Below are 19761 nucleotides of genomic sequence, written 5' to 3' on the forward strand. Positions count from 1 at the left end.
TGCACGATGGCCGCCGCGTCGCCATGGCTGAAGAAGATGAGCCGATTCGTGCCCTGGTCACTGGTGGCGCTGTGCTTCGCCCTCGGTGTGGCCAGCCGGTCGATCAGCGACTCCTTCGCCGTGTTCGTGCCATCGCTGCAGGGCGCCTTCGCGGCGAGCCGCAGCTCCGTGACGATCATCTACAGCTTCGCGCTGCTGGTCGGCGGAACCGGCGCGCCGCTGGCCGGCTGGATCGTCGACCGTTTCGGCCTGCGAGCGATCACGGTCATTGGCATGTCGGCCGCCGCGCTCGCGACGGCCAGCGCCTCGCAGGCGACGCAGCTCTGGCAGCTCTATCTCGGGCTTGGAGTCGTCATGGGGTTCGGCGGCGCCTCGCTTTCCGGAGTCTTGAGCTCGTCGGTGCTCGGCCGCTGGTTCCCCGCCCACCGGCTGGGCGTGGCGCTTGCGGTCGCCTGGTCGGCCTCGGGCGTCGGCGCCATCGTCATCCTGCCGCTGGCCGAACACATCATCGCGACTGCTGGCTGGCGGCAGGCCTATTTCGTCTTCGCCTGCATCAGCGCGGCGTTCATTCCGCTGCTGCTCGCGCTGCCTTGGCGTCGCATTGCCGCGGGGGCACCGACGCTGGCACGCGCGAAAGCCTCGGTTGGCGCCGGGATGACGGTGGGGCAGGCGGTGCGCGAATGGCCGTTCTGGGCGCTGACCTTTTCCTTCGGCTTCACCTCGCTCGGCATCTTCGCCATCGCGCCGCAGGCCATGGTCTACCTGCTGGAGCGCGGGATGGACGGTGGCTATGCGGCGCGGGCGCTCGCCGTGGCCGGCGTGCTGACGCCGCTCGGTATGGTGGGCTTCAGTTGGCTGTCCGACCGCGGTGGCCGCAAGCTCGCGGCGATCCTCGCCTATGCCTGCTCGATCGCGGGTGTGGCCATGCTCGCCATGGTCCGCGGCCCGGATGACGATCTCTGGCTGTGGCTCTACGTGCTGCTGTTCGGCGGCAGCCAGGGCTCGCGAGGACCGATGATCTCGACCCTCGCGACGCTGCGCTACCATGGCGCCAATTTCGGCCGTATCTACGGCCTCATCAGCATGGGCATGGGATTCGGCGGCTTTCTCGGTGCCTGGATCGGCGGCTTGCTGCACGATCTCACCGGCGACTACGTGGCGGTGATGATCTTCTCGGTGTGTGCACTTGCGCTCGCCGCCACTTCGTTGGGAGCGGAGGCGGGAGCACGCGAGCGTCTCAACCGTTGATGCGGGAACGGCGTCGGTTCGGGTAATCCTTCCTGACATCGTGCCGACCTTGATGTCGACATATTGTGTTTCCAAAAAAGCTTGCCACAATGCGCGCTATGTCCCACCGACTTGTCGACCACCTCGACTTTCGGAGTAGTCCCGCTCAACGGCGGCGGGCCTAGCCGTGACGCCGGGCCTTGAGTCCTGCCACGCGCTTGTGCTCAACGCCGATTTCCGGCCGCTGTCCTACTTTCCTCTGTCGATCTGGTCGTGGCAGGATGCCGTGAAAGCGGTGTTCCTCGACCGTGTCAGCGTGATCTCCGAGTACGACCGCAAGATCCACAGCCCGTCCTTCGAGATGCGGCTGCCGAGCGTGATCGCCCTCAAGGAGTATGTGCCGGCGGCGCGGCGGCCGGCCTTCACCCGGTTCAATGTCTTCCTGCGCGACCGCTTCAACTGCCAGTATTGCGGCGGCGACTTCGCGACCCACGAGCTCACTTTCGACCATGTGGTGCCGAAGTCACGCGGCGGCCGCACGGTCTGGAGCAACGTGGTCACGGCCTGCAGCCCTTGTAATCTGCGGAAGGGGAACCGCCTGCTGCGCGAGAGCGGCATGCTCCTGCAGCGCGCGCCGGTCGAGCCGACGACGGCGGAGCTGCAGGACAACGGCCGGGCTTTTCCGCCCGGCTACCTGCACGAGAGCTGGCGCGACTTCCTGTACTGGGACAGCGAGCTGGATCAGACCTGATTGCCGGTGGCGCGCCGCTCCGGTGGCGCAATATTCATCGATCCCGTGTCAGATCCTCGTCGACAGCCAGATTGCGAGCCGGGAGCCCGTCTTGATGGCCTGCGTCAGCAGCTCATAGCCCGGTGTCTGCTCGGCGCCCGACGCGAGCGCCTCGTCGCGGTGGGCGATCTCCTCGGCCCGGAACTTCTCGACAGTGGCGCGAAGCTCGGCCTCGTCGTCGCCCAGGACAGCGGCCTGACCCGCGTAGTGCTCGTCGATCGTCTCCTCGATAGCGACGGTGCAGGCCATCGCCGCCTTGTCGCCCATCAGGGCCGTCGCGGCGCCGAGCGCAAAGCCGGCGAGATTCCAGATCGGCGACAGCGCTGTCGGCCGCACGCGACGCCCGGTCAGCAGGCGGTCGAAAGTGGCGCGATGCTCGCGTTCCGTGCGCGCCATCGCGGCGATCTTGCGGCCGGCCTCGCTGTTGGTGCGCCCCTTCCAGCGTAGGGCGGCGAGCTGGCCTTCGTAGATGCGCACCGCGCCGAATTCGCCGGCCTGGTCGACGCGGATCACGCGCTCGACCATCTGGCGCGGCTCGAGATCGCCGGGATCGCGCCCTTCGCCGGTCTTCATGGATGCTCCTTGAGGTATCGACCGACACTCAGCGAAAGCACGATGGCAACGCCGCCCGAAAGGATCGCGTTCCAGCCCGCCATCGAGATGCCCCACAACGACCAGGCCGCCTGGTCGCAGCGCACCATCTTGGCCGAGAAAAGGTACTTCTTGAGCTCGGCCGGCGACAGGCCGCTCGGGATCTGGCCCGAGCAGGCCTGCGGTCCTAGCCACCAATGCTGCTCGACGCCGACATGGAAGACCCCGATGCCGGCGGTGACGAACAAGGCGGCGATGGCCGCAAGCGCGAAAACATAGGCAGGGCGCGGAGCGGCGAGCGACGCCACAGCGGCGAGACCCAGCACGATCGAGGCGATGTGCGGATAGCGCTGCCAGTGGCAGAGATCGCAAGGTGGCAGGCCGACGACGTACTGGAAGTAGAGGGCGCCCGCCAGCAGGGCGATGCTGGTGAGCGCAGCCGCCAGGCCGATCTGGCTCGGGAAGGGAAGCGGCTTGAGTCGATCGAAGCTCATCGACGGTCTCAGAAGAGATAGCGGAAGGCGACGAACCCGCCCACCAGCGCCACCAGGAAGGACCATGTCACGAACGTCAGTCGTTCCTCGATGAAGCTGCGGATCGGCTCGCCGAACTTCCACAGCAAGGCTGCCACGATAAAGAACCGCAGGCCACGCGTCACGATGGACGCCCACACGAAAGTGAAAAGGTCGAAATGCGCCGCGCCCGAGGCGATCGTCACGAGCTTGTAAGGAATGGGCGTCAGGCCCTTGATCAGGATGATCCAGGTGCCCCATTCGGCGAAGCCGGCGCGGAACTTCTCGAGGCCGTCCTGCAGGCCGTAGGTCCTGACCAGCCAGTCGCCGACCGTCTCGAAGAAATAGAAGCCGATCGCATAGCCCAGCAGCCCGCCCAGCACGGAGCAGACGGTGCAGACCAGCGCGATCCTGAACGCCTTGGTGCGGTTGGCCAGCACCATCGGGATCAGCATCACGTCGGGCGGAATGGGAAAGAACGAGCTTTCGGCGAACGCCACGGCGCCCATGGCGACGATGGCTTTGGGGTGACGGGAAAGCCGGATCACCCAATCATAGAGGCGGCGCAGCATGACACGCTATTAGCGTGTCATCCCGAGCGCAGCGAGGGATCTTTCTTCGCCTGTCGGATCCCTCGCAAAGGCTCGGGATGACGGCCGCGGGCCGTCACTCCGCCGCCTGCCTGAAGCTCGTCGGCACCGTCTCGCCGGCGAACAGCGCGGCCCGTGCAGCTTCATACTCCGCCTTCAGCCGCGCCACGATCTCGCCCGCCGGCGGGGCATCGTGGATCTGGCCAACGCCCTGGCCCGCGCCCCAGATGTCTCGCCAGGCCTTGGTCTTCATGTTGCCGCCCGAGCCGAAGTTCATCTTGCTCTTGTCGGCTTCCGGCAGGGCGTCCGGGTCGAGCCCGGCGGCGGCGATGCTGCGCTTCAGGTAGTTGCCGTGCACGCCGGTGAAGAGGTTGGTGTAGACGATCTCCTCGCCGCTCGACTCGATGATGCACTGCTTGTTCTCCGGCGATGCCGCGGCTTCCTTGCTGGCGATGAAGCGCGTGCCGATATAGGCGAGGTCGGCGCCGATCGCCTGGGCGGCCAGCACCGAGGCGCCATTGGCGATCGAGCCCGAGAGCAGCAGGCAGCCGTCGTAGAACTGGCGCACTTCCGCCACCAGCGCGAAGGGCGACAGCCGCCCGGCATGGCCGCCGGCGCCGGCGCAGACGAGGATCAGGCCGTCGACGCCCGCCTGCAGCGCGCGCTTGGCGTGCGCCACATTGGTCACGTCGTGGAACACCAGGCAGCCGTAGCGCCGCGCCGACTTCACGACATCGTCCGGCGCGCGCAGCGAGGTGATTTGGATCGGCACCTTGTACTTCTCGCAGAGCTCGACGTCGTGCTGCAGCCGGTCGTTGGAGCTGTGCACGATCTGGTTCACCGCAAACGGCGCGACCTTGCGGTCAGGATGCCTGGCCTTGTAGTCGCCGAGCTCGCCGGTGATCCGCTTCAGCCACTCTTCCAGCATCTCCTTCGGCCGGGCATTCAATGCCGGGAAAGCTCCCACGATGCCCGCCTTGCACTGCTCGATCACGAGATCGGGGCTGGAGACGATGAAAAGCGGCGCGCCCACGACGGGAATGGAAAGCGAATTGCGCAACAATGCCGGAAGAGCCATGAACCTTTGACCTCGTCGATTTTGGGCAATCTGCCTCAGAGCGGCCCGGGGCGCCAGTTGCCGTGGAAGCCGGCGGGAACGCGGCTCGACAGATGCGCGAGCGCGATCGGACCCTTGGCGAGGTCTGTCGCTTCGAACACGGCGAGGTCGCTGCGGCCTTCCTCGGCGCGGAAGACCACGCTCAACAGCCAGCCGTCGCCCTCGTCGGCGGCGTCCGATCGCGGCACGAAGATCGGCTCGCCGAAGCGGTCGTTCGGGCCGTCGTTCCAGGTGACGTTCCGGCCGCTCGCGAGATCGTAGTGGGTGATGCCCTCGTGGCGCGGCGTGCCGGCCGCCGCCACGTTGCCCGATACGATCCAGCCGTGCCGGTAGTCGCTCATGCAGAAGCGCTCGTCGAAGCGCGGGAACTCGCCGGCGCGGTCGTCGAGCTGCTCCTCCTTGAAGGTATTGCCGTGGCCTTCGAGGTCGAAGCTCCAGCGGAACAGCCGCGCCGGCGGCGTTTCCTTCGTCGAAGGCGACCCGTCGGGCAGGGGGAAGAGCGGCGCCACGTCGTACTTCATGACGTCGATCACCACCTTGCCGTCCGCCGTCTCGAAATGGTTCATCGGATGGAAGACGTAGCAGGGCGGTGCGGCGACCCATCTGGCCTCGGCGACGGTGCCGGTGCGGGGAATGAAGGCGATATGCGTGCCCTTGTCCGGCTCCCAGGCGAACGGCGGCTTGCCGTTCATTGCTCGCTCCATCGAGCTCGTGAGCGGGAAGACGGGCACGACGATCCAGTTCCGGGTCACGGCGAAGTCGTGGATCATCGACGGGAAGGGGCCGTCGAGGATCTCGGCGCGCGTGACCTCGCCGTCGGCGGTGACGGTCTGCACGCTCACGTCCCTGGTGAAGCGGCCCTTGGCCGAATAGCCGAAGAACACCATCTCGCCGGTCTTCGGATCGAGCTTGGGATGCGCGGTGAACGGTCCGCAGAGCTTGTCACCCCAGGTCTCGTAGCCATCCTTGGGCCCGACCGGCATCAGGCTCGCCGGATCGAGCGAGAAAGGTGCGTGCGCCTCCTCGAGCGCCAGAAGCTTGCCGCCGTGCCAGACGATGTTGGTGTTGGCGATGGTCGAGCCGAGCGCCAGCACGCGCGGATCGGTGTACATGGGATTGCCGAAAGTGCCCGACAGGCCCTCGCCCTCCTTGTTCTCCAGCTCCCACTTGGGCGTGCGCACCCAGCGGTTTTTGTAGGAGACGTTGCCGTTTTCGATGTGGAAGGCGTGGATCATGCCGTCGCCGCCGAACCAGTGGTACGGCCCGCGCGGCGCGAACTGCGGATTGGGGCCGTTGCGGTAGAGCGTGCCGCAGAGCTCCTTCGGCATCTCGCCGGTGATGTGCAGATGGCCGGCATCGGCTTCGGTGTTCACCGGCGCGTAGTAGCCCTTGAGGAACGGGTTGTCGGTCGGAAAGGCCTTGGCCATGGCGCGCTCCTGCTTACCGGAGATAAGGGTAACGCTGTGTACCTAACTGACGCTATCAATACACGCCGTTCCCCGCAAGAGGCGTTTTTTAGTCTTTCATACCGGGAATTGGTGCCATCCCGAGCATAGCGAGGGATCCTTGATTGGCGTCGCAAAAAGATCCTTCGCTTCGCTCAGGATGACACCGCCCTGCAATTGGCGTTTTGCCTGAACGATAGCCGGCTTCGGGGCGGCGTCACCTGGCCCAGACGCCGGCGTCCTTGTTCTTGTAGCCGAGCGAGAGGTAAGCGGCGTCGACCAGCGACTGGCCGCGCTCGTTCATCAGCAGGCCGGGACCCATCTGGTTCATCGTGTAGCCGAAGGAGAGGCCGGCGGCGGGGTCGGCGAAGCCCAGCGAGCCGCCCGCGCCGACATGGCCGAAGGCGGCGCTGCCCAGGATCGCGCTGTCGACATCCGGCCCGAAGATCCGGGCGCCCACGCTGCGCTTGCGATTGTCCATCGATTTCATGAAGCCGAGCGCAAAGCGGGTCGGAATGCGCAAGGTGGCGTCGTCGTGCGTCGCCATCGAGACCTCGCCCATGCGCGCGAGCGTCCTGGCATCGACCAGCTTGCCGCCGCCCACCGCGAGCGGGGCATACATGCCGGCGAGCCCGCGTGCATTGGTGATGCCGTTGGCCGCGCCGATCTCGGCGGTGTGGCCGGCGCGCGTATTGGCGCCGCCGACCCGCCAGGCGCCGACATTGAAGAAGAAGAGGGCGGCGATCGACTGGCGATCGGCGAGATCGCGCAGGAACGGCGTCACCGCCTGCTCGCGCTTGTAGGCATAGGGAAAGATCGGCGCCACGCGCGGCTCGATCGCCTCGGGCAGGCCGATCCAGAAGTCGAGGCCGAGCGGCTTGGCGATCTCGTCCTGGAAAAATACGCCCAGCGATCTGCCCGAGGCGCGCCGCACCATCTCGCCCACCGTCCAGCCGAAGGTGAAGCCGTGATAGCCGTTGCGCGTGCCGGGCACCCAGAACGGCTCCTCCGCGGCAAGACGCTCGGTCATGTAGGGCCAGTCGTAAGGGCCGTCGTCCTTCACCTTCTCACGCAGCGCCGGCACCGCCGACGAGTGATCGAGCATCATGCGCGTGGTGACATGCTCCTTGCCGCGCTGGCCGAACTCCGGCCAGAGCTCGGCCACCGGCGCGTCGATATCGAGCTGGCCGCGGCTTGCGAGCACATGGGCGCAGAGCGCGGTCGCCCCCTTGGTGCAGGAGAAGACGATGCCGACCGTATCGCGCGTCCATGGCGCCCCGGTCCTGGGATCGGCCGTGCCGCCCCACAGATCGACCACCGTCTCGCCGCCGACCGTCAGGCAGACGGAGGCGCCCACCTCGCCGTGCTCGGCGAAGTTCTTCTGGAAGGCTTCGGCGACCCGCTCGAAGCCTTTCTTGCACGTTCCTTCGACAGTCATATCAGCGTCCTTGTTGAGGCAGCGGCAGCTTGAGGGCGTCGAGCAGGAAGACGGCGGCCTGCGAGAGGCCGGTCTGGTCGATGCCATGCCCGACGCCGCGCGCAATATGCACGCGCACCGGCACACCGTTCTGGCGCAACGCGTCCGCCGCCCGCTCGGTCAGCATATGCGGCAGCATCTCGTCGCTGTCGCCGTGCAGCAGCAGCACCGGCGGCCGCGTCCTGATCTCCGCGCCCAGCGCGTCGGGCGCGGCCAGCATGCCGGAGAAGCCGACGATGCCCGCGAGCTGCCTGGCTCGACGCAGGCCGACATGCAGCGCCATCATCGTTCCCTGGCTGAAGCCCACCAGCGCCGTCTTGCTCTCGTCGAGCCCGTACGTCGCCATCGTCTCGTCGAGGAAGGCATCGACGAAGGGCGCGGCGGCCCGCACGCCGGCCGCCGCGATCTGTGGATCGAGCCGGGAAATGCCGAACCACTGGTAGCCCATCGGATTGCCCTCGCAGCGATAGGGCGCATTGGGCGCATGGAAGACCGCGTCGGGCATCAAGGGCGCGAGCACTGGCGCCAGCCCGATCAGGTCGTTGCCGTCGGCGCCATAGCCGTGCAGCAGCACGACCAGATGGCCGGGCTTGCCACCGGCTTCCGGCCCGTGGCTCGGCCCGTCGAGCTTGATCATGCGGCCTCCACTTGCTTGCGAGCAGGCCTCGCGGGCTTGGTTTGCGGCTTGGTGAGCGCCTTGGGTTCTCTGGCGCTCCAATCGGGCATGTTGCGGCGGTAGTGCCAGAGCAGCAGCGCCGCCGCGCTGCGCCACGGGCGCCAGGCCTCGGCCATCTTGATCAGCCGCTTCGCATCGGGCCGCTTGCGCAGCTTCTTGAGATGCTGCGCCGCCACCACCAGGCCGAGGTCGAGGCCGGGCATGATGTCGGGCCGGCCGTGCGCGAACATCAGATAGATCTCCGCCGTCCAGCGGCCGATTCCCTTGGCTTGCGTGAGCATGGCGATAGCCGCCTCGTCTTCCAGCTCGTTCAGGGCCGCGAAGTCGATGCGGCCCTCGACGATGTCGGTGGCGAGGCTGCGGCCGTATCTCATCTTGGCGGCAGAGAGGCCGACAGCGCGCAACTGCTCGTCGCCGAGCGCGAGGAAGTCGGCGGGCTCCATCGACGGCACCGCCGCCTCGAGCCGCAGCCAGATGCTGCGCGCGGCGTGGACCGACACCTGCTGCCCCACGATCGAGCGCATCAATCCGCCGAAGCCCGTCGGCACCTCCCGCAACTGGGGATGCCCCACTTCCTTCAGCGCGCGCGCGAAGTCGGGATCGATCTTGGCGAGGTGCCGCATCGCCTTCCTGAGGTTCGCGGCATCGAGGATTACCTGAGCCATCCTCTCCGCATAGCACGACGCACGACCCGGCTGTAACGTCCGATCATGGAGATCGTCACGCGCTTTGCCCCCAGCCCGACCGGCGAGCTGCATCTCGGTTCGGCCTACTCCGCCTGGATCGGCTGGCACCGGGCGCGCGAGGCCGGGGGGCGCTTCCTGGTGCGCATCGAGGATATCGACATCCGTCGCTGCCGGCGCGACTACGAGCGCTCGATCCTCGCCGACCTCGAATGGCTGGGCCTTCGCTGGGACGGCGCGGTGCGGCGCCAGTCGGAGCATTTCGCGGACTATGGCCGCGTGCTCGACAAGCTCGATGCCCAGGGGCTCATCTATCCCTGCTTCTGCTCCCGTGCCGACATCGCGCGCGAGCTGGCGGCGTCGGCGGCGGCACCGCACGCCTCATCCCATGGACCGGACGGCCCTCTCTATCCCGGCACCTGCCGCCACTTGAGCGCACCGGAACGACGATCCCGATTGGCAGCGGGCGAAGAGCATTGCCTGCGGCTCGACGCGGCGAAGGCGGGGTCGCTGGTCGGCCACTACCACTTCATCGACGAGACGCGCGGTCGCCTCGAAGGCCGGCCGCTGCTGCTGGGCGACTTTGTCATCGCCCGCAAGGACACGCCGACCAGCTACCACCTTGCCGTCACGGTCGACGATCATCTGCAGGGCATCACGCTGGTGACCCGCGGCGAGGACGTGCTGCCCTCGACGCACGTCCATGTCCTGCTGCAGAAACTCCTGGGGTACGAGACGCCGCTCTACGCCCATCACAAGCTCCTGACCGACGCGAGCGGCCGCCGGTTTGCCAAGCGCGATCGCGACATGACGATCCGGGCCATGCGCGAAGCCGGACTGACGCCGCAACAGGTGATCGACGGGGCGCGCCGCGCCGCCGGTTCCTAGGCGGCGGGCGGCCGCGAGCGTCGGTCGAGGGCGATGATCGCATCCTGCAGGAGACCGCGAATGCGCCCGGCCGCGGCGGCATCGACGGCGCTCGGATCGAGGTAGAAATCGAGGCCGGCCGTGTGATCGCTGAATTTCTCGATCTCGGTGCCGGTCGCATCGACCATGGCGTCGATCGTGTAGGGCATGATCTGGCGGTGAATGCCCTTCATTGCGATCGGCGGCAGGGCATGGGCGGTCACCATGTCGCGCACCAGCGTGTAGGTCTCGTAGCTCAGAACGATGTGACCCGGCTCGGCGATCGATTGAAGGCGCTGCGCAAGATTCGCCTCGGCGCCTATGATCGTGTAGTCCATGCGATCCTGGCTGCCGAAATTCCCGACGTCGCAGTAGCCGGTGTTGATGCCCATGCGGATCCGGAACGGCTGCTCGATGCCGCGCCGGCGCCACTCGGCGTTCAGCTCGGCCATGCGCCGCTGCATATCGATCGCCATGGCAAGGCACGCCTTGGCGTCGTCGGCCGTTCCCCTGGTCTCGGGATCGCCGAAGAAGATCAGGATCGCGTCGCCGACGAACTTGTTGAGGGTGCCGCCGTGCCTGGCGGCGATGGCCGACATCTCGGTGAAATACTCGTTCAGGAGGCCGGTGATCTCCTCCGGCTGCAGGCGCTCCGTGGTGGCGGTGAAGTCCTTGATGTCGGAGAAGAAGATGGTGAGCTTCTTGCGCTCGGTCTGGACCGTCACGTCCTTTCGGCCGCTGAAGATGCTCGAACAGACCTGGGGTGCGAGGTAACGCGAAATCTTGCCCGCCACGTTGGCCAACGCCTCGTTGGCGGTCTCGAGCCTGTGGTTCATGCCCTCGATGGTGAAGATGAGCCGCCGCTGCATGGCGATGAAGCCCATTCCCAATGCGGCCATGAGGACGAAGTAGCCCAGCAGGTACTTGAACGCGAAGATATTCGACGCCATCGACGCGTCGATGACGACCTCCTGGATGCCGCGCACATCGCCGACCATCCAATCGCGCTTCGGACTCTGGGGATGGCTGTTGTGGCAGGCCACGCAGGGCTCGTCCATGACGACAGGTGAGACGAGTCGTACCCTGCCGCTCAAACCGGACCACGAGACATCGCTGATGGTCTGTTCGGGATTGCGGCGCAGGCTCAGGAGCGCTGCTTTCTCGAAGGCATCGAGTTCGTGTGGCGGACGCTCCCGAAACGGGTAGTCGGACACGAAGCGATACGAGATGTTCGACTGCTGCTCACCGATGACACGCCCGAGTTCGAGCGAAAGCGTCGGCGGGCTGGGAATCGCGCCGGGAATGTCCCGGTAGTTGTGCACCACCGCGCTGTGCCCGGGCGTTTCCAGGACGCGGGCGACCACATTGTTGGCATAGTAGGCGCGCACGCTGGTGATGACCGAGTTGAGGTCACCCGCCTGCAGGCGCAGCGCGCGTTCGGAGAGGTTCCTCAGATCGAGCCAGACGGCCAATGGCAGGCCGGCCAGGAGGAGGGCGACCAGCGGCACGAGCGCCAGCCCCTGCAGTCTCGCGGTCCGAGGAACGGTGTCTGCCATGGCGACCTTCCCGACGCCGAGCGGCGCGAACCCAAAAATTATACTCCTGTTTCCGGGCCTCGGGGATGGTCAGCCCGGTCTTGGCGCTCCAGAGGGCAGGGCTTAGACTTTCGCCATGGACCGCAAGGAAGAACTGGCCGTCGGGCGGCGGCTGCTCGGCCATATCGACGGCCGTACGACCGATCTGGCGGACGATCTGTTCCGCAACAAGGTGATCGCCTATTCCTGCCGCGAGCGCGCCAGGCTCGAGCGCGAGCGGCTGTTTCGCGACCACCCGATCTTCATGGCGCTCGGCACCCGGCTCGCCAGGCCCGGCGACTATCTCACCGAGGATCTGGCCGGCCTTCCCGTGCTGCTGGCGCGGGGAACGGACGGCACGGTGAGGGCCTTCGCCAATATCTGTCGTCATCGCGGCGCGCCGGTGGCGCAGGGCTGCGGCAACGCGCGGGCCTTCGCCTGCCCCTATCACGGCTGGACCTACGACCTCACCGGCAGGCTGCTGGGCACCACCGACAAGGTGGCGTTCGCCGGACTCGATCTCGCAAGCCACGGGCTCGTCCCGCTGCCTGCAGCCGAGAAGCACGGCATGATCTTCGTGCGACCGAAGCCTCCCCGGCCGGGCGAGGTCGGGGCCATCGATGTGGATGCGACGCTGGGCGTCATGGCCGCCGACATGGATGCGCTCGAGCTCGACAGCTACCCGATATTCTCGGTCGACCGCATCACGCCGCGCATCAACTGGAAGTTCGCCATCGACACCTTCCTCGAGGGCTATCACATCCCGCATCTGCACCGTAAGACGATCGGCCCGTACTTCATCGGCAATTGCGGGACCTTCGACGCCGCCGGCGCCAACGGTCGCATGTGCGTGGCCCGGACGTCGATCGACGCCGTGCGGACGCTGCCCGAGGCGGAGCGCAACTACCGGCCGCACGTCATTTCGGTCTACCAGCTCTTCCCCAACACCATCGTGATCTGGCAAGTGGATCACATCGAGATCTGGCGCGCTTTCCCGCATCGCGACGATCCGGGCCGCTGCGACGTCGAGATGACGATCTACAAGCCCGCCGACTCGGACCGGCCCGATTCCTACTGGGAGAAGAATCGCGACATCGCGATCCGCACGGTGATGGAGGAGGACTTCCCTTTGGGCGAGCGCATGCAGGTCGGCTTCGAATCGGGGGCGACCGACGAGGTGATCTACGGCCGCAACGAGCCGTCGCTGGTCCATTTCCATCGTTCGATCCGGGCGGCGCTCGGCGTCGCGGCCTGATGTCGTCGGACCGCGGGCTTCCAGCCCGCTCATGAGCGCGCAAGATGCGCGCGGTCCACAAGAGGGGAAAGACATGCAACGCAGCAAACCGCCGTTCCGCGCCGACCAGGTCGGCAGTCTTCTGCGCAGCGCACCCGTCAAGGAGGCGCGCACCAGGAAGCTGGCCGGGGAGATCACGGCGGCGGAGCTGAAGGCGGTCGAGGACGTCGAGATCCGGAAGCTGGTCGCCAAGCAGGAAGCAATCGGCCTGCAGGGCATCACCGACGGCGAGTTCCGTCGTTCCTGGTGGCATTACGATTTCCTCGCGGGGCTGCAGGGTGTCGAGCTGGTGAGCGTGGCGCAGGGCCTCCAGTTCAAGGGCACGCAGACCAAGGCCGAGGGGCTGCATGTGCACGGCAAGATCGACTTTCCGAACGATCATCCCATGCTCGATCACTTCAGGTTCCTGAAGTCGACGGTCACGCAAACGCCCAAGATGACCATCCCGTCGCCCACCGCGCTGCATTATCGCGGCGGCCGGCAGGCGATCGAGAAGGCCGTCTATCCCGAGATGGAGCCGTTCTTCGAGGATCTCGGCAAAGCCTATGGCAAGGCCGTGCGCGCCTTCGGCGAGGCCGGCTGCACCTACCTCCAGCTCGACGAGGTGTTCGTCGCCTACCTCTGCGATCCCGCGCAACGCGACTATCTGCGCGGCCGCGGCGACGACCCCGATCGATTGCTGCACGTCTATGCCGATCTCGTGAATGCGGCCTGCGCCGGCCGGACGCCGGGCATGACGATCTCGATGCATCTCTGCCGCGGCAATTTCCGCTCCACCTGGATGGCGCAGGGCGGTTACGAGCCGGTGGCCGACATCCTGTTCAACAGGATGAATGTCGATGCCTACTTCATGGAGTACGACACCGAGCGCGCCGGGGGATTCGAGCCGCTGCGCCTGCTGCCGAAGAACAAGCACGTGGTGCTGGGCGTCATGACCTCCAAGACCGGCGCCCTGGAAAGCAAGGAGCAGCTCGAGCGCCGCATCGACGAGGCGGCGAAGTTCGCGCCGCTCGACCAGCTCTGCCTCTCGCCGCAATGCGGCTTCGCCAGCACCGAGGAGGGCAACCTGCTGGCCGAGGACGAGCAGTGGGCCAAGCTCGCCCGATGCGTCGAGGTGGCGGAAGAGGTGTGGAGCTGACGCACGAAAGATCCCCCGCGTTCGGGATGACACCAAATTTTGAATCGAACTGGTGTCATCCCGAGCGTAGCGAGGGATCTTTCGGCTTCGATGGGGCGCCGACTACGCCGCTTCTTTCTGCTCTTGGATCGCGCGGCGGATGGCGGCGCGCGCCAGCAGCCTGGTCGAATCGAGGGTCGGCAGGGGCTAGTTGGCGTCGTTCAGGATCAGCGGGATCTCGGTGCAGCCCAGGACGACCGCGTCGCAGTCTTCCTCCGCCTTCAGGCGACCGATCACCTTCTGGAAATAGGCCACCCCCTCGGGCTTGAAGACGCCGCGCACCAGCTCGTCCATGATGATGCGGTTGATCTCCTCGCGCTCGCCGACCGCGGGGCGCACCCATTCCAGCCCGCGTGCGGAAAGCTTCTGCGGATAGACCTCGCTGTCGGTCAGCCAGCGCGTGCCGGTGATGGCGATGCGCCGGAAGCCGCGATCGACGGCCTCGGCCGCCACGCCGTCGGCAATGTGGAGCCACGGAATCGGCGACCGCGGTTCCACGAAGGGCAGCGCCTGATGGATGGTGTTGTCGGGGCAAATCACGAAAGCGGCGCCCATCCGGGCAAGCTTCTCGGCCGAGGCCAGCATGAGCTCGCCGACGGCCGGCCAGTCGCCGCGATAGATACGATTCATGTAATCGTCGAGGGAAGGCGTATGCATGGTCACCTCGGGGTGGCCATGGCCGCCCAGCAGGGCCGGCGCCTCGGTGCAGATCGTGCGATAGCAAAGCGCCGCGCCTTCGGCGGAGCAGGCGGCGATTCCGATATGAAGCGGTGTCATGCCGCCAGTGTCGCCGAAGAGGAGGCGAACGTCACCCGTCCTCGGCAATTCCTGCTACCGCGAGGGGCGCCTGTGAACGGGGATGGCGCGGGCGACGTTGCCGCGCAACTTGTCGTCCCGGAAGGATGTTCGGCAGGAGGCTTGATTCCTGGCTGGGGTATCACCACCTATCGGCGTCGCCGGACCGGTACCACATGCAAATGGCATTCCCACCTGCATCCCATCTCCACCTGCATCCGACGTATTCCAGCGGGCCCCACAGAATCCCCGACTGCGTCTGCTAATTCCTGAAACTCCACTCGCTGCAACGGAAAGACGCTCGTGCTCGTCCGACTGCAAAGGCTCGTCAACGATCCGAGCCTGGAACGCGTCATTACCGCGCTGATCGTCGTCAATGCGCTTACCCTCGGACTGGAGACGATCCCTGCGGTCTCCCGGACGTACGGACGGATTCTGTGGGCCATCGACCATGTCATCCTGGCAGTCTTTGCTGTCGAGATTGCCGCACGGATCGTGGCGAACCGGCTTGCTTTCCTTCGTGATCCCTGGAGCCTGTTCGATTTTGCGGTGGTCGGAATGGCGCTTGTGCCCGCCACCGAAAGCTTTTCGGTGCTGCGTTCCTTGCGCGTGCTGCGGGTCCTGCGTCTGGTCTCACGTGTGCCGTCCCTGAAGCGGGTAGTCGGAGGCCTGATCGCTGCCCTGCCTGGCATGGGCTCGATCATCCTGCTGTTGGCGCTCCTGTTCTACGTGTTCGGGGTGATGGCGACCAAGCTCTACGGCCAGGCCTTTCCCGACCTGTTCGGAACGCTCGGCCATTCGCTGTTCACTCTCTTCACGATCATGACGCTCGAAGGCTGGGTCGAGGGCGTGGTCAAGCCGGTCTCGGAACGATTCCCCTCCGCCACGTTCTTCTTCATCCCGTTCATCATAGGAACCACTTTCACGGTGCTGAACCTATTCATCGGCATCATCGTGAACGCCATGCAAGCCGAACATGAGAAAGTGGAAGCGGCACGGCGCGAAGCGGAGCGGGACGCGTTTGGAGCAGAAACGGAGCCGCTGCTCTCCGAGCTCAAGCACCTCCGGGCGGAACTTGCAGCACTGCGCAGCGAGGTGGCCGGGCCGGAGGCTCGAACGGCTGCCGATATGAAGCAAACGACTCCGGGTTAGGCTGCCGCCAGTCGAGGCAGCGCATTATCAGGGGCATTGGGAGATACGATGAACGATCTGCTCCAGCTCGCTGTCGAGCCGGCCGCCTGGGCTGCGCTGGCGACCTTGATCGCGATGGAAGTGGTGCTCGGGATCGACAACCTGATTTTCATCTCGATCCTCACCAACAGGCTTCCGGCGGAACACCGAAGCAGGGTAAGGCGGATCGGGATCGGCGGCGCGGTCGTGCTCCGGCTGGCGTTGCTGGGGACGGTCGCGTTCATCGTGACGCTGACGCAACCAATCTTCACCGCATTCGGGCACGGCTTTTCCTGGCGTGATCTGATCCTGATCGGGGGCGGGCTGTTTCTCGTCTGGAAAGCAACCAAGGAAATTCATCAGAAGCTCGATCCCGAGCCTGACACCCTGTTTTCCACGCCGGCCAACAAGGTTCTCGACGCAGCATCGGTAATCGGCCAGGTCCTTGTGCTCGATCTTGTCTTCTCGATCGACAGCATCATTACGGCGGTCGGCATGACCGACGAATTGGCCATCATGGTCGTTGCCGTGCTCGTGGCTGTCACGCTGATGCTGTGTGCAGCCGAGCCATTGGCGAAGTTCATCGAGGCGAATCCAACCGTCGTGATGCTGGCCCTGGCGTTCCTCCTCATGATCGGGATGACGCTGATCGCGGAGGGATTTGGAGTGCACGTACCGAAGGGCTACATCTACGCAGCTATGGCCTTCTCGGCCGGCGTGGAAGCGCTGAACCTTCTTTCGCGAAGAGGTTTGAAAGGCAGCTCGAAGCAGCCGTTCCGCAAGAGCGCGCAATCTCACGAGAGAGATTCTACATGAATCAACAATGTCCGGTTGTATTCGCGTGCCGATCGATCTGGACAGGTGCCGCGGAACCAAGATCGACATAGTTCGCGGCACTGGCAACATGGCCGGCAACTTGCCGTCGCGGAAGGGCGTTGATGGGAGACGACTTCTTTACTTTCTCCAACAGGAACAGAGAGGCGGCCATGACCGACGTCACCAAGATCACGAGCGGTTCCCTGATCGCGGCCGACAAGGTGAACGGCACCACCGTCTACAACACCGCCGGCGAGAAGCTGGGCAGTGTCGACGACATCATGCTCGACAAGAAGAGCGGCCGTGCGATCTATGCCGTGATGTCGTTCGGCGGCTTCCTGGGCATGGGCGAGAAGCAGCACCCCTTGCCCTGGTCGGCCCTGACATACGACGAAAACAAGGGCGGGTTCGTCGTCAATCTCGACAAGCAGAAGCTCGAGAGTGCGCCGACGATCGACGACTACGAGGATTTCGAGTGGACGCCCGATTACGGCCGTGCCGTCGACAAGTACTACGGCGCGCCGACCTACTGGTAGGCGCAGCGCAATGCCGATTATTTCTGTTCCAACTGCGGGTTGATCCAGTCCTGCACCGGATCGGCCTCGAGGAAGCGGCGGGCGATGCGACGGAGCTTGTCGTCGGCGACGTTGCCGACGGCAAGCGCCACGATCAGATGGCAGCGATAGGAAACGGCGATCGCCTCGGCAAGCCGCGCAGGCTCGCGTGACGGCAGCTTGTAGAGCCGGCTGCGGCCAACGAGGTCCGTGATCCGGATGCGCTGCCCCGGTGCGAGCGGCTCGAAAAGTGGGTCGATCAGGTCGAGATCGGCCGCGCGGTCGATCGTCGAGTCATCGGTCACACGGGCATCGCAGTTCAGGAAAAAATCGAGCTTGGGCCGTACGTACAGGTCGAGCCCGTGACCACGCCAGGCTTGCCCCTCGCCCCAGTGGTCGGGCGGAAATGGCCACGCCGTGCGCCGCCAGCCGTCATATTCGTGCGGCCGGTGCGCTATCTCCCAGCGCACATAGGCCGAGACGGCCGCGATCGCGACCACGAAGAGGGCGGCAAGGCATGCGTAGAAGAGCGTGCGCCGGCTCAGCATTGCTCACGATCGGAGAAGATTAGTGTCGCTGTCGGCTTCGGCAACCCGGCGGCGTCGGGTGCCGTTGCCGTTCGACGTCAGGAATGCGGAGGACCGAATGGACAAGGGCGAACGCGACCGGCTCGACCGCCTGAACCGGGAGGCCGAAGCCGAGAAGGGACCGCACGATCTGAAAGCGGTGGAACCGCGCAACGTATGGCCGTTGATCGCCTGGCTCGGCATCGCCGTCGTGATCGCGATCGGCCTCATTGGCCTGATGTACGGGCGCAGCCACAACGGCATACCCTCTGAACCCCTGTCACAGCAGGAGGCTCGGACTCCGAGGCAGTGATGCCGCCCTTTTGTCGGGAGGCCTGCCTACGGTCGCTGCCCATCACCGCCGAGGCGGTGAAGGCGGCGATGAAGGCGTAGCCCGAAGCTTCAGGGCGGGAGAGACGCCCGGGCCCGCGCCCGGTCGTGCCGCCGACAGGCGCTCGAGGAGCAGCGCGGGTATCGCCAGCAGGGCGATGCCCGTGACGGCGATCAGCGTCTTCGTGACCTCGTCGAACGGCCCCCAGTCGTGATCGACCGCCCTCAGGAGGTAGACGACGATCACATGCCAGGCATAGACCTGCAGCGAGTGACGACCGAGCAACCGCAGGAAGGAAAGGTTGAAGAGGCTGCTCAGCAGGCCGGCCAGCCGTCGCAGCAGGGCGCTCGTTGTTGCAGGCCCGACGCGGATCACCCAGGTCATGGCATAGGCCGCCGCCGCGAAGTTCAGCAGATAAACGATGCCGAACTCACCGCGGTTGGCGAGAACCTGGAAGCGCGCCGCGATGGGCTCGGGCAGCGCGAAGTTGTTGAACAGGATGCGCCAGACGGCGAAGAAGAGCAGCAGGACTGCAGCCACGATCGCGAGTTCCGGACGATCGCGGCGGAACAGGCGGTCCCAGTCGATCCGGCCTTGCGCCATCGCCGCGCCGATCATCAGCCCGGCCATGAAGACGAGCTGCCATGCCAGCACGTTGAAATAGGCCCTGAGCGGCAGCAGTCGATCCAGGGCGGCAGCGACGGGCAAGTGGGCGCCGAGCTGGACGGCGAGCCAGAGCGCGATGCAGCCTGCCGCGACCCAGGCCCAGCGCCCGCGCAGGCAGAGCCACAGGAGCGGCGGCGCTACCAGAAGGTAGACGATGTACTGGGGCAGGATGTCGAGATAGTCGGGCTGGTAGAGGAGCAGCGCCGACGCCGCCACGTGCCGCGCTCGGCCGAAATTGAGGTCGCCGAGCCAGTGGCGCCAGTAGAGCTGCGATCCGGGCAGCAGCGGCTGCAGCGCCAGGATGATCAGGACGCAGCCCAGGGCGTAGGCATAGATCTCGGCGGCGCGGTTCCACATGGCGCTGGCGGCCGGGCCGAAGCCGCGGCGCAACGCGCGCTGCCCATGGACGAGGCCGGCCAGCAGGCCCGACAGGAAGACGAAGCCCTGCGCGCCCTCGACGAAACCCAGCTCGTCATGATTGATCTTCACCAGCAGATAGCCGCCGGTGAAGGTCAGGTGATTGAGGAACATGAAGACGAGGAAATATCCCCGCAGTCCGTCGAGGATCGTCAGGCGGCCCATCAGAAAACTCCCTCACGCCGGCCAGGACGTCCCGAGCAATCGAAACCACTTCGCCGCCAGATATGCGCCCCCGGTGCCCGGATACCGATACTTGCCGGGCTACGCAGGGGAAGAACGCCGCATCCCTTCGCGGGTTGGCTTTTTCGCCTTCAACTTTCCGTGCTTCACACAGTGCGAGTGAAGATTGCGCAACTGGAGTTGCGCGCCCCGATAAGCGTTCGG

21 protein-coding genes are annotated in these 19761 nt (G+C 65.9%); 9 read left to right on the top strand and 12 right to left on the bottom strand.

Translation table 11 applies throughout. The features are described 5' to 3' along the window. Window positions 1-6: 6 nt before the first annotated feature. On the top strand, window positions 7-1248 hold the full coding sequence (locus OJF58_RS16340; protein WP_300778780.1) for an MFS transporter: 1242 nt from the start codon (window positions 7-9) through the stop codon (window positions 1246-1248). A gap of 199 nt (window positions 1249-1447) precedes the next feature. Beyond that, a complete protein-coding gene (locus OJF58_RS16345) occupies window positions 1448-1978 on the top strand; it encodes an HNH endonuclease (RefSeq protein WP_300785294.1) in 531 nt (176 codons plus the stop codon). A gap of 48 nt (window positions 1979-2026) precedes the next feature. Here the strand turns inward: OJF58_RS16345 and OJF58_RS16350 are convergent, their stop codons facing one another. The 8 genes from OJF58_RS16350 to OJF58_RS16385 all read right to left on the bottom strand — a co-directional run bounded on the left by OJF58_RS16350 (window position 2027) and on the right by OJF58_RS16385 (window position 9090). Next, window positions 2027-2590 carry a demethoxyubiquinone hydroxylase family protein gene (locus OJF58_RS16350; RefSeq protein ID WP_300778781.1) on the bottom strand — a complete coding sequence of 188 codons (564 nt, stop codon included), beginning with the start codon at window positions 2588-2590 and terminating at the stop codon, window positions 2027-2029. Continuing rightward, window positions 2587-3102, bottom strand: coding sequence for a disulfide bond formation protein B (locus OJF58_RS16355; RefSeq protein ID WP_300778782.1), 516 nt, complete (start codon window positions 3100-3102; stop codon window positions 2587-2589). Before OJF58_RS16355 ends, OJF58_RS16350 begins: the two co-directional genes overlap by 4 nt. A gap of 8 nt (window positions 3103-3110) precedes the next feature. Further along, window positions 3111-3692: a YqaA family protein gene (locus OJF58_RS16360; RefSeq protein ID WP_300778783.1), complete on the bottom strand. Its 582-nt coding sequence runs from the start codon at window positions 3690-3692 to the stop codon at window positions 3111-3113. Between the two features lie 94 nt (window positions 3693-3786). Then, window positions 3787-4788: a nitronate monooxygenase family protein gene (locus OJF58_RS16365; protein WP_300778784.1), complete on the bottom strand. Its 1002-nt coding sequence runs from the start codon at window positions 4786-4788 to the stop codon at window positions 3787-3789. 35 nt (window positions 4789-4823) lie between these two features. Beyond that, entirely contained in the window at window positions 4824-6254 is a 1431-nt protein-coding gene (locus tag OJF58_RS16370; protein ID WP_300778785.1) for a carotenoid oxygenase family protein, read from the bottom strand. A gap of 235 nt (window positions 6255-6489) precedes the next feature. Continuing rightward, the gene (locus tag OJF58_RS16375; RefSeq protein ID WP_300778786.1) at window positions 6490-7710 is read right to left on the bottom strand and encodes a serine hydrolase domain-containing protein; all 1221 of its coding nucleotides are present in this window, start codon (window positions 7708-7710) and stop codon (window positions 6490-6492) included. Between the two features lies 1 nt (window position 7711). Then, complete coding sequence (locus OJF58_RS16380; RefSeq protein ID WP_300778787.1) at window positions 7712-8386, bottom strand: dienelactone hydrolase family protein; 675 nt, start codon at window positions 8384-8386, stop codon at window positions 7712-7714. Next, window positions 8383-9090 carry a DNA-3-methyladenine glycosylase 2 family protein gene (locus OJF58_RS16385; protein WP_300778788.1) on the bottom strand — a complete coding sequence of 236 codons (708 nt, stop codon included), beginning with the start codon at window positions 9088-9090 and terminating at the stop codon, window positions 8383-8385. Before OJF58_RS16385 ends, OJF58_RS16380 begins: the two co-directional genes overlap by 4 nt. A 45-nt stretch (window positions 9091-9135) precedes the next feature. On the opposite strand from OJF58_RS16385, the gene gluQRS reads away from it, so the two are divergent. After that, a complete protein-coding gene (gluQRS, locus tag OJF58_RS16390; protein ID WP_366526775.1) occupies window positions 9136-9996 on the top strand; it encodes a tRNA glutamyl-Q(34) synthetase GluQRS in 861 nt (286 codons plus the stop codon). Here the strand turns inward: gluQRS and OJF58_RS16395 are convergent. Continuing rightward, a complete protein-coding gene (locus tag OJF58_RS16395; protein ID WP_300778789.1) occupies window positions 9993-11570 on the bottom strand; it encodes an adenylate/guanylate cyclase domain-containing protein in 1578 nt (525 codons plus the stop codon). The two genes, gluQRS and OJF58_RS16395, sit on opposite strands and share 4 nt — an antisense overlap. A gap of 115 nt (window positions 11571-11685) precedes the next feature. On the opposite strand from OJF58_RS16395, the gene OJF58_RS16400 reads away from it, so the two are divergent. After that, window positions 11686-12843 (top strand): SRPBCC family protein, encoded by a 1158-nt coding sequence (locus tag OJF58_RS16400; RefSeq protein ID WP_300778790.1) that lies wholly within the window; start codon window positions 11686-11688, stop codon window positions 12841-12843. Between the two features lie 73 nt (window positions 12844-12916). Further along, complete coding sequence (locus tag OJF58_RS16405) at window positions 12917-14020, top strand: 5-methyltetrahydropteroyltriglutamate--homocysteine S-methyltransferase (protein WP_300778791.1); 1104 nt, start codon at window positions 12917-12919, stop codon at window positions 14018-14020. 186 nt (window positions 14021-14206) lie between these two features. On the opposite strand, the gene OJF58_RS16410 is transcribed toward OJF58_RS16405, so the two are convergent. Then, window positions 14207-14836, bottom strand: coding sequence for an amino acid racemase (locus OJF58_RS16410; RefSeq protein ID WP_300778792.1), 630 nt, complete (start codon window positions 14834-14836; stop codon window positions 14207-14209). Between the two features lie 321 nt (window positions 14837-15157). On the opposite strand from OJF58_RS16410, the gene OJF58_RS16415 reads away from it, so the two are divergent. The 3 genes from OJF58_RS16415 to OJF58_RS16425 all read left to right on the top strand — a co-directional run bounded on the left by OJF58_RS16415 (window position 15158) and on the right by OJF58_RS16425 (window position 17376). After that, window positions 15158-16006 (top strand): ion transporter, encoded by an 849-nt coding sequence (locus OJF58_RS16415; protein WP_300778793.1) that lies wholly within the window; start codon window positions 15158-15160, stop codon window positions 16004-16006. A 48-nt stretch (window positions 16007-16054) separates the two neighbouring features. Beyond that, window positions 16055-16840, top strand: a complete 786-nt coding sequence (locus OJF58_RS16420; protein WP_300778794.1) for a TerC family protein — start codon at window positions 16055-16057, stop codon at window positions 16838-16840. A gap of 170 nt (window positions 16841-17010) precedes the next feature. Then, window positions 17011-17376 carry a PRC-barrel domain-containing protein gene (locus OJF58_RS16425; protein ID WP_300778795.1) on the top strand — a complete coding sequence of 122 codons (366 nt, stop codon included), beginning with the start codon at window positions 17011-17013 and terminating at the stop codon, window positions 17374-17376. Between the two features lie 17 nt (window positions 17377-17393). On the opposite strand, the gene OJF58_RS16430 is transcribed toward OJF58_RS16425, so the two are convergent. Further along, the gene (locus OJF58_RS16430; protein ID WP_300778796.1) at window positions 17394-17942 is read right to left on the bottom strand and encodes a hypothetical protein; all 549 of its coding nucleotides are present in this window, start codon (window positions 17940-17942) and stop codon (window positions 17394-17396) included. 97 nt (window positions 17943-18039) lie between these two features. Between OJF58_RS16430 and OJF58_RS16435 the strand changes: the two genes are divergently transcribed. Next, window positions 18040-18273 (top strand): hypothetical protein, encoded by a 234-nt coding sequence (locus OJF58_RS16435; protein ID WP_300778797.1) that lies wholly within the window; start codon window positions 18040-18042, stop codon window positions 18271-18273. 42 nt (window positions 18274-18315) lie between these two features. Here the strand turns inward: OJF58_RS16435 and opgC are convergent, their stop codons facing one another. After that, complete coding sequence (gene opgC / locus OJF58_RS16440) at window positions 18316-19539, bottom strand: OpgC domain-containing protein (protein WP_300778798.1); 1224 nt, start codon at window positions 19537-19539, stop codon at window positions 18316-18318. Window positions 19540-19761 lie beyond the last annotated feature (222 nt).

The sequence above is a fragment of the Enhydrobacter sp. genome (assembly GCF_030246845.1).
In the GTDB taxonomy this organism is placed as follows: domain Bacteria; phylum Pseudomonadota; class Alphaproteobacteria; order Reyranellales; family Reyranellaceae; genus Reyranella.

Coding starts and splice junctions, on each gene's coding strand:
- OJF58_RS16340 (WP_300778780.1), top strand. CDS start 7: ATGGCCGCCGCGTCGCCATGGCTGAAGAAGATGAGCCGATTCGTGCCC.
- OJF58_RS16405 (WP_300778791.1), top strand. CDS start 12,917: ATGCAACGCAGCAAACCGCCGTTCCGCGCCGACCAGGTCGGCAGTCTT.
- OJF58_RS16395 (WP_300778789.1), bottom strand. CDS start 11,570: ATGGCAGACACCGTTCCTCGGACCGCGAGACTGCAGGGGCTGGCGCTC.
- OJF58_RS16425 (WP_300778795.1), top strand. CDS start 17,011: ATGACCGACGTCACCAAGATCACGAGCGGTTCCCTGATCGCGGCCGAC.
- OJF58_RS16420 (WP_300778794.1), top strand. CDS start 16,055: ATGAACGATCTGCTCCAGCTCGCTGTCGAGCCGGCCGCCTGGGCTGCG.
- OJF58_RS16400 (WP_300778790.1), top strand. CDS start 11,686: ATGGACCGCAAGGAAGAACTGGCCGTCGGGCGGCGGCTGCTCGGCCAT.
- OJF58_RS16430 (WP_300778796.1), bottom strand. CDS start 17,942: ATGCTGAGCCGGCGCACGCTCTTCTACGCATGCCTTGCCGCCCTCTTC.
- OJF58_RS16355 (WP_300778782.1), bottom strand. CDS start 3,102: ATGAGCTTCGATCGACTCAAGCCGCTTCCCTTCCCGAGCCAGATCGGC.
- OJF58_RS16350 (WP_300778781.1), bottom strand. CDS start 2,590: ATGAAGACCGGCGAAGGGCGCGATCCCGGCGATCTCGAGCCGCGCCAG.
- gluQRS (WP_366526775.1), top strand. CDS start 9,136: ATGGAGATCGTCACGCGCTTTGCCCCCAGCCCGACCGGCGAGCTGCAT.
- OJF58_RS16360 (WP_300778783.1), bottom strand. CDS start 3,692: ATGCTGCGCCGCCTCTATGATTGGGTGATCCGGCTTTCCCGTCACCCC.
- OJF58_RS16385 (WP_300778788.1), bottom strand. CDS start 9,090: ATGGCTCAGGTAATCCTCGATGCCGCGAACCTCAGGAAGGCGATGCGG.
- opgC (WP_300778798.1), bottom strand. CDS start 19,539: ATGGGCCGCCTGACGATCCTCGACGGACTGCGGGGATATTTCCTCGTC.
- OJF58_RS16365 (WP_300778784.1), bottom strand. CDS start 4,788: ATGGCTCTTCCGGCATTGTTGCGCAATTCGCTTTCCATTCCCGTCGTG.
- OJF58_RS16375 (WP_300778786.1), bottom strand. CDS start 7,710: ATGACTGTCGAAGGAACGTGCAAGAAAGGCTTCGAGCGGGTCGCCGAA.
- OJF58_RS16370 (WP_300778785.1), bottom strand. CDS start 6,254: ATGGCCAAGGCCTTTCCGACCGACAACCCGTTCCTCAAGGGCTACTAC.
- OJF58_RS16435 (WP_300778797.1), top strand. CDS start 18,040: ATGGACAAGGGCGAACGCGACCGGCTCGACCGCCTGAACCGGGAGGCC.
- OJF58_RS16410 (WP_300778792.1), bottom strand. CDS start 14,836: ATGACACCGCTTCATATCGGAATCGCCGCCTGCTCCGCCGAAGGCGCG.
- OJF58_RS16380 (WP_300778787.1), bottom strand. CDS start 8,386: ATGATCAAGCTCGACGGGCCGAGCCACGGGCCGGAAGCCGGTGGCAAG.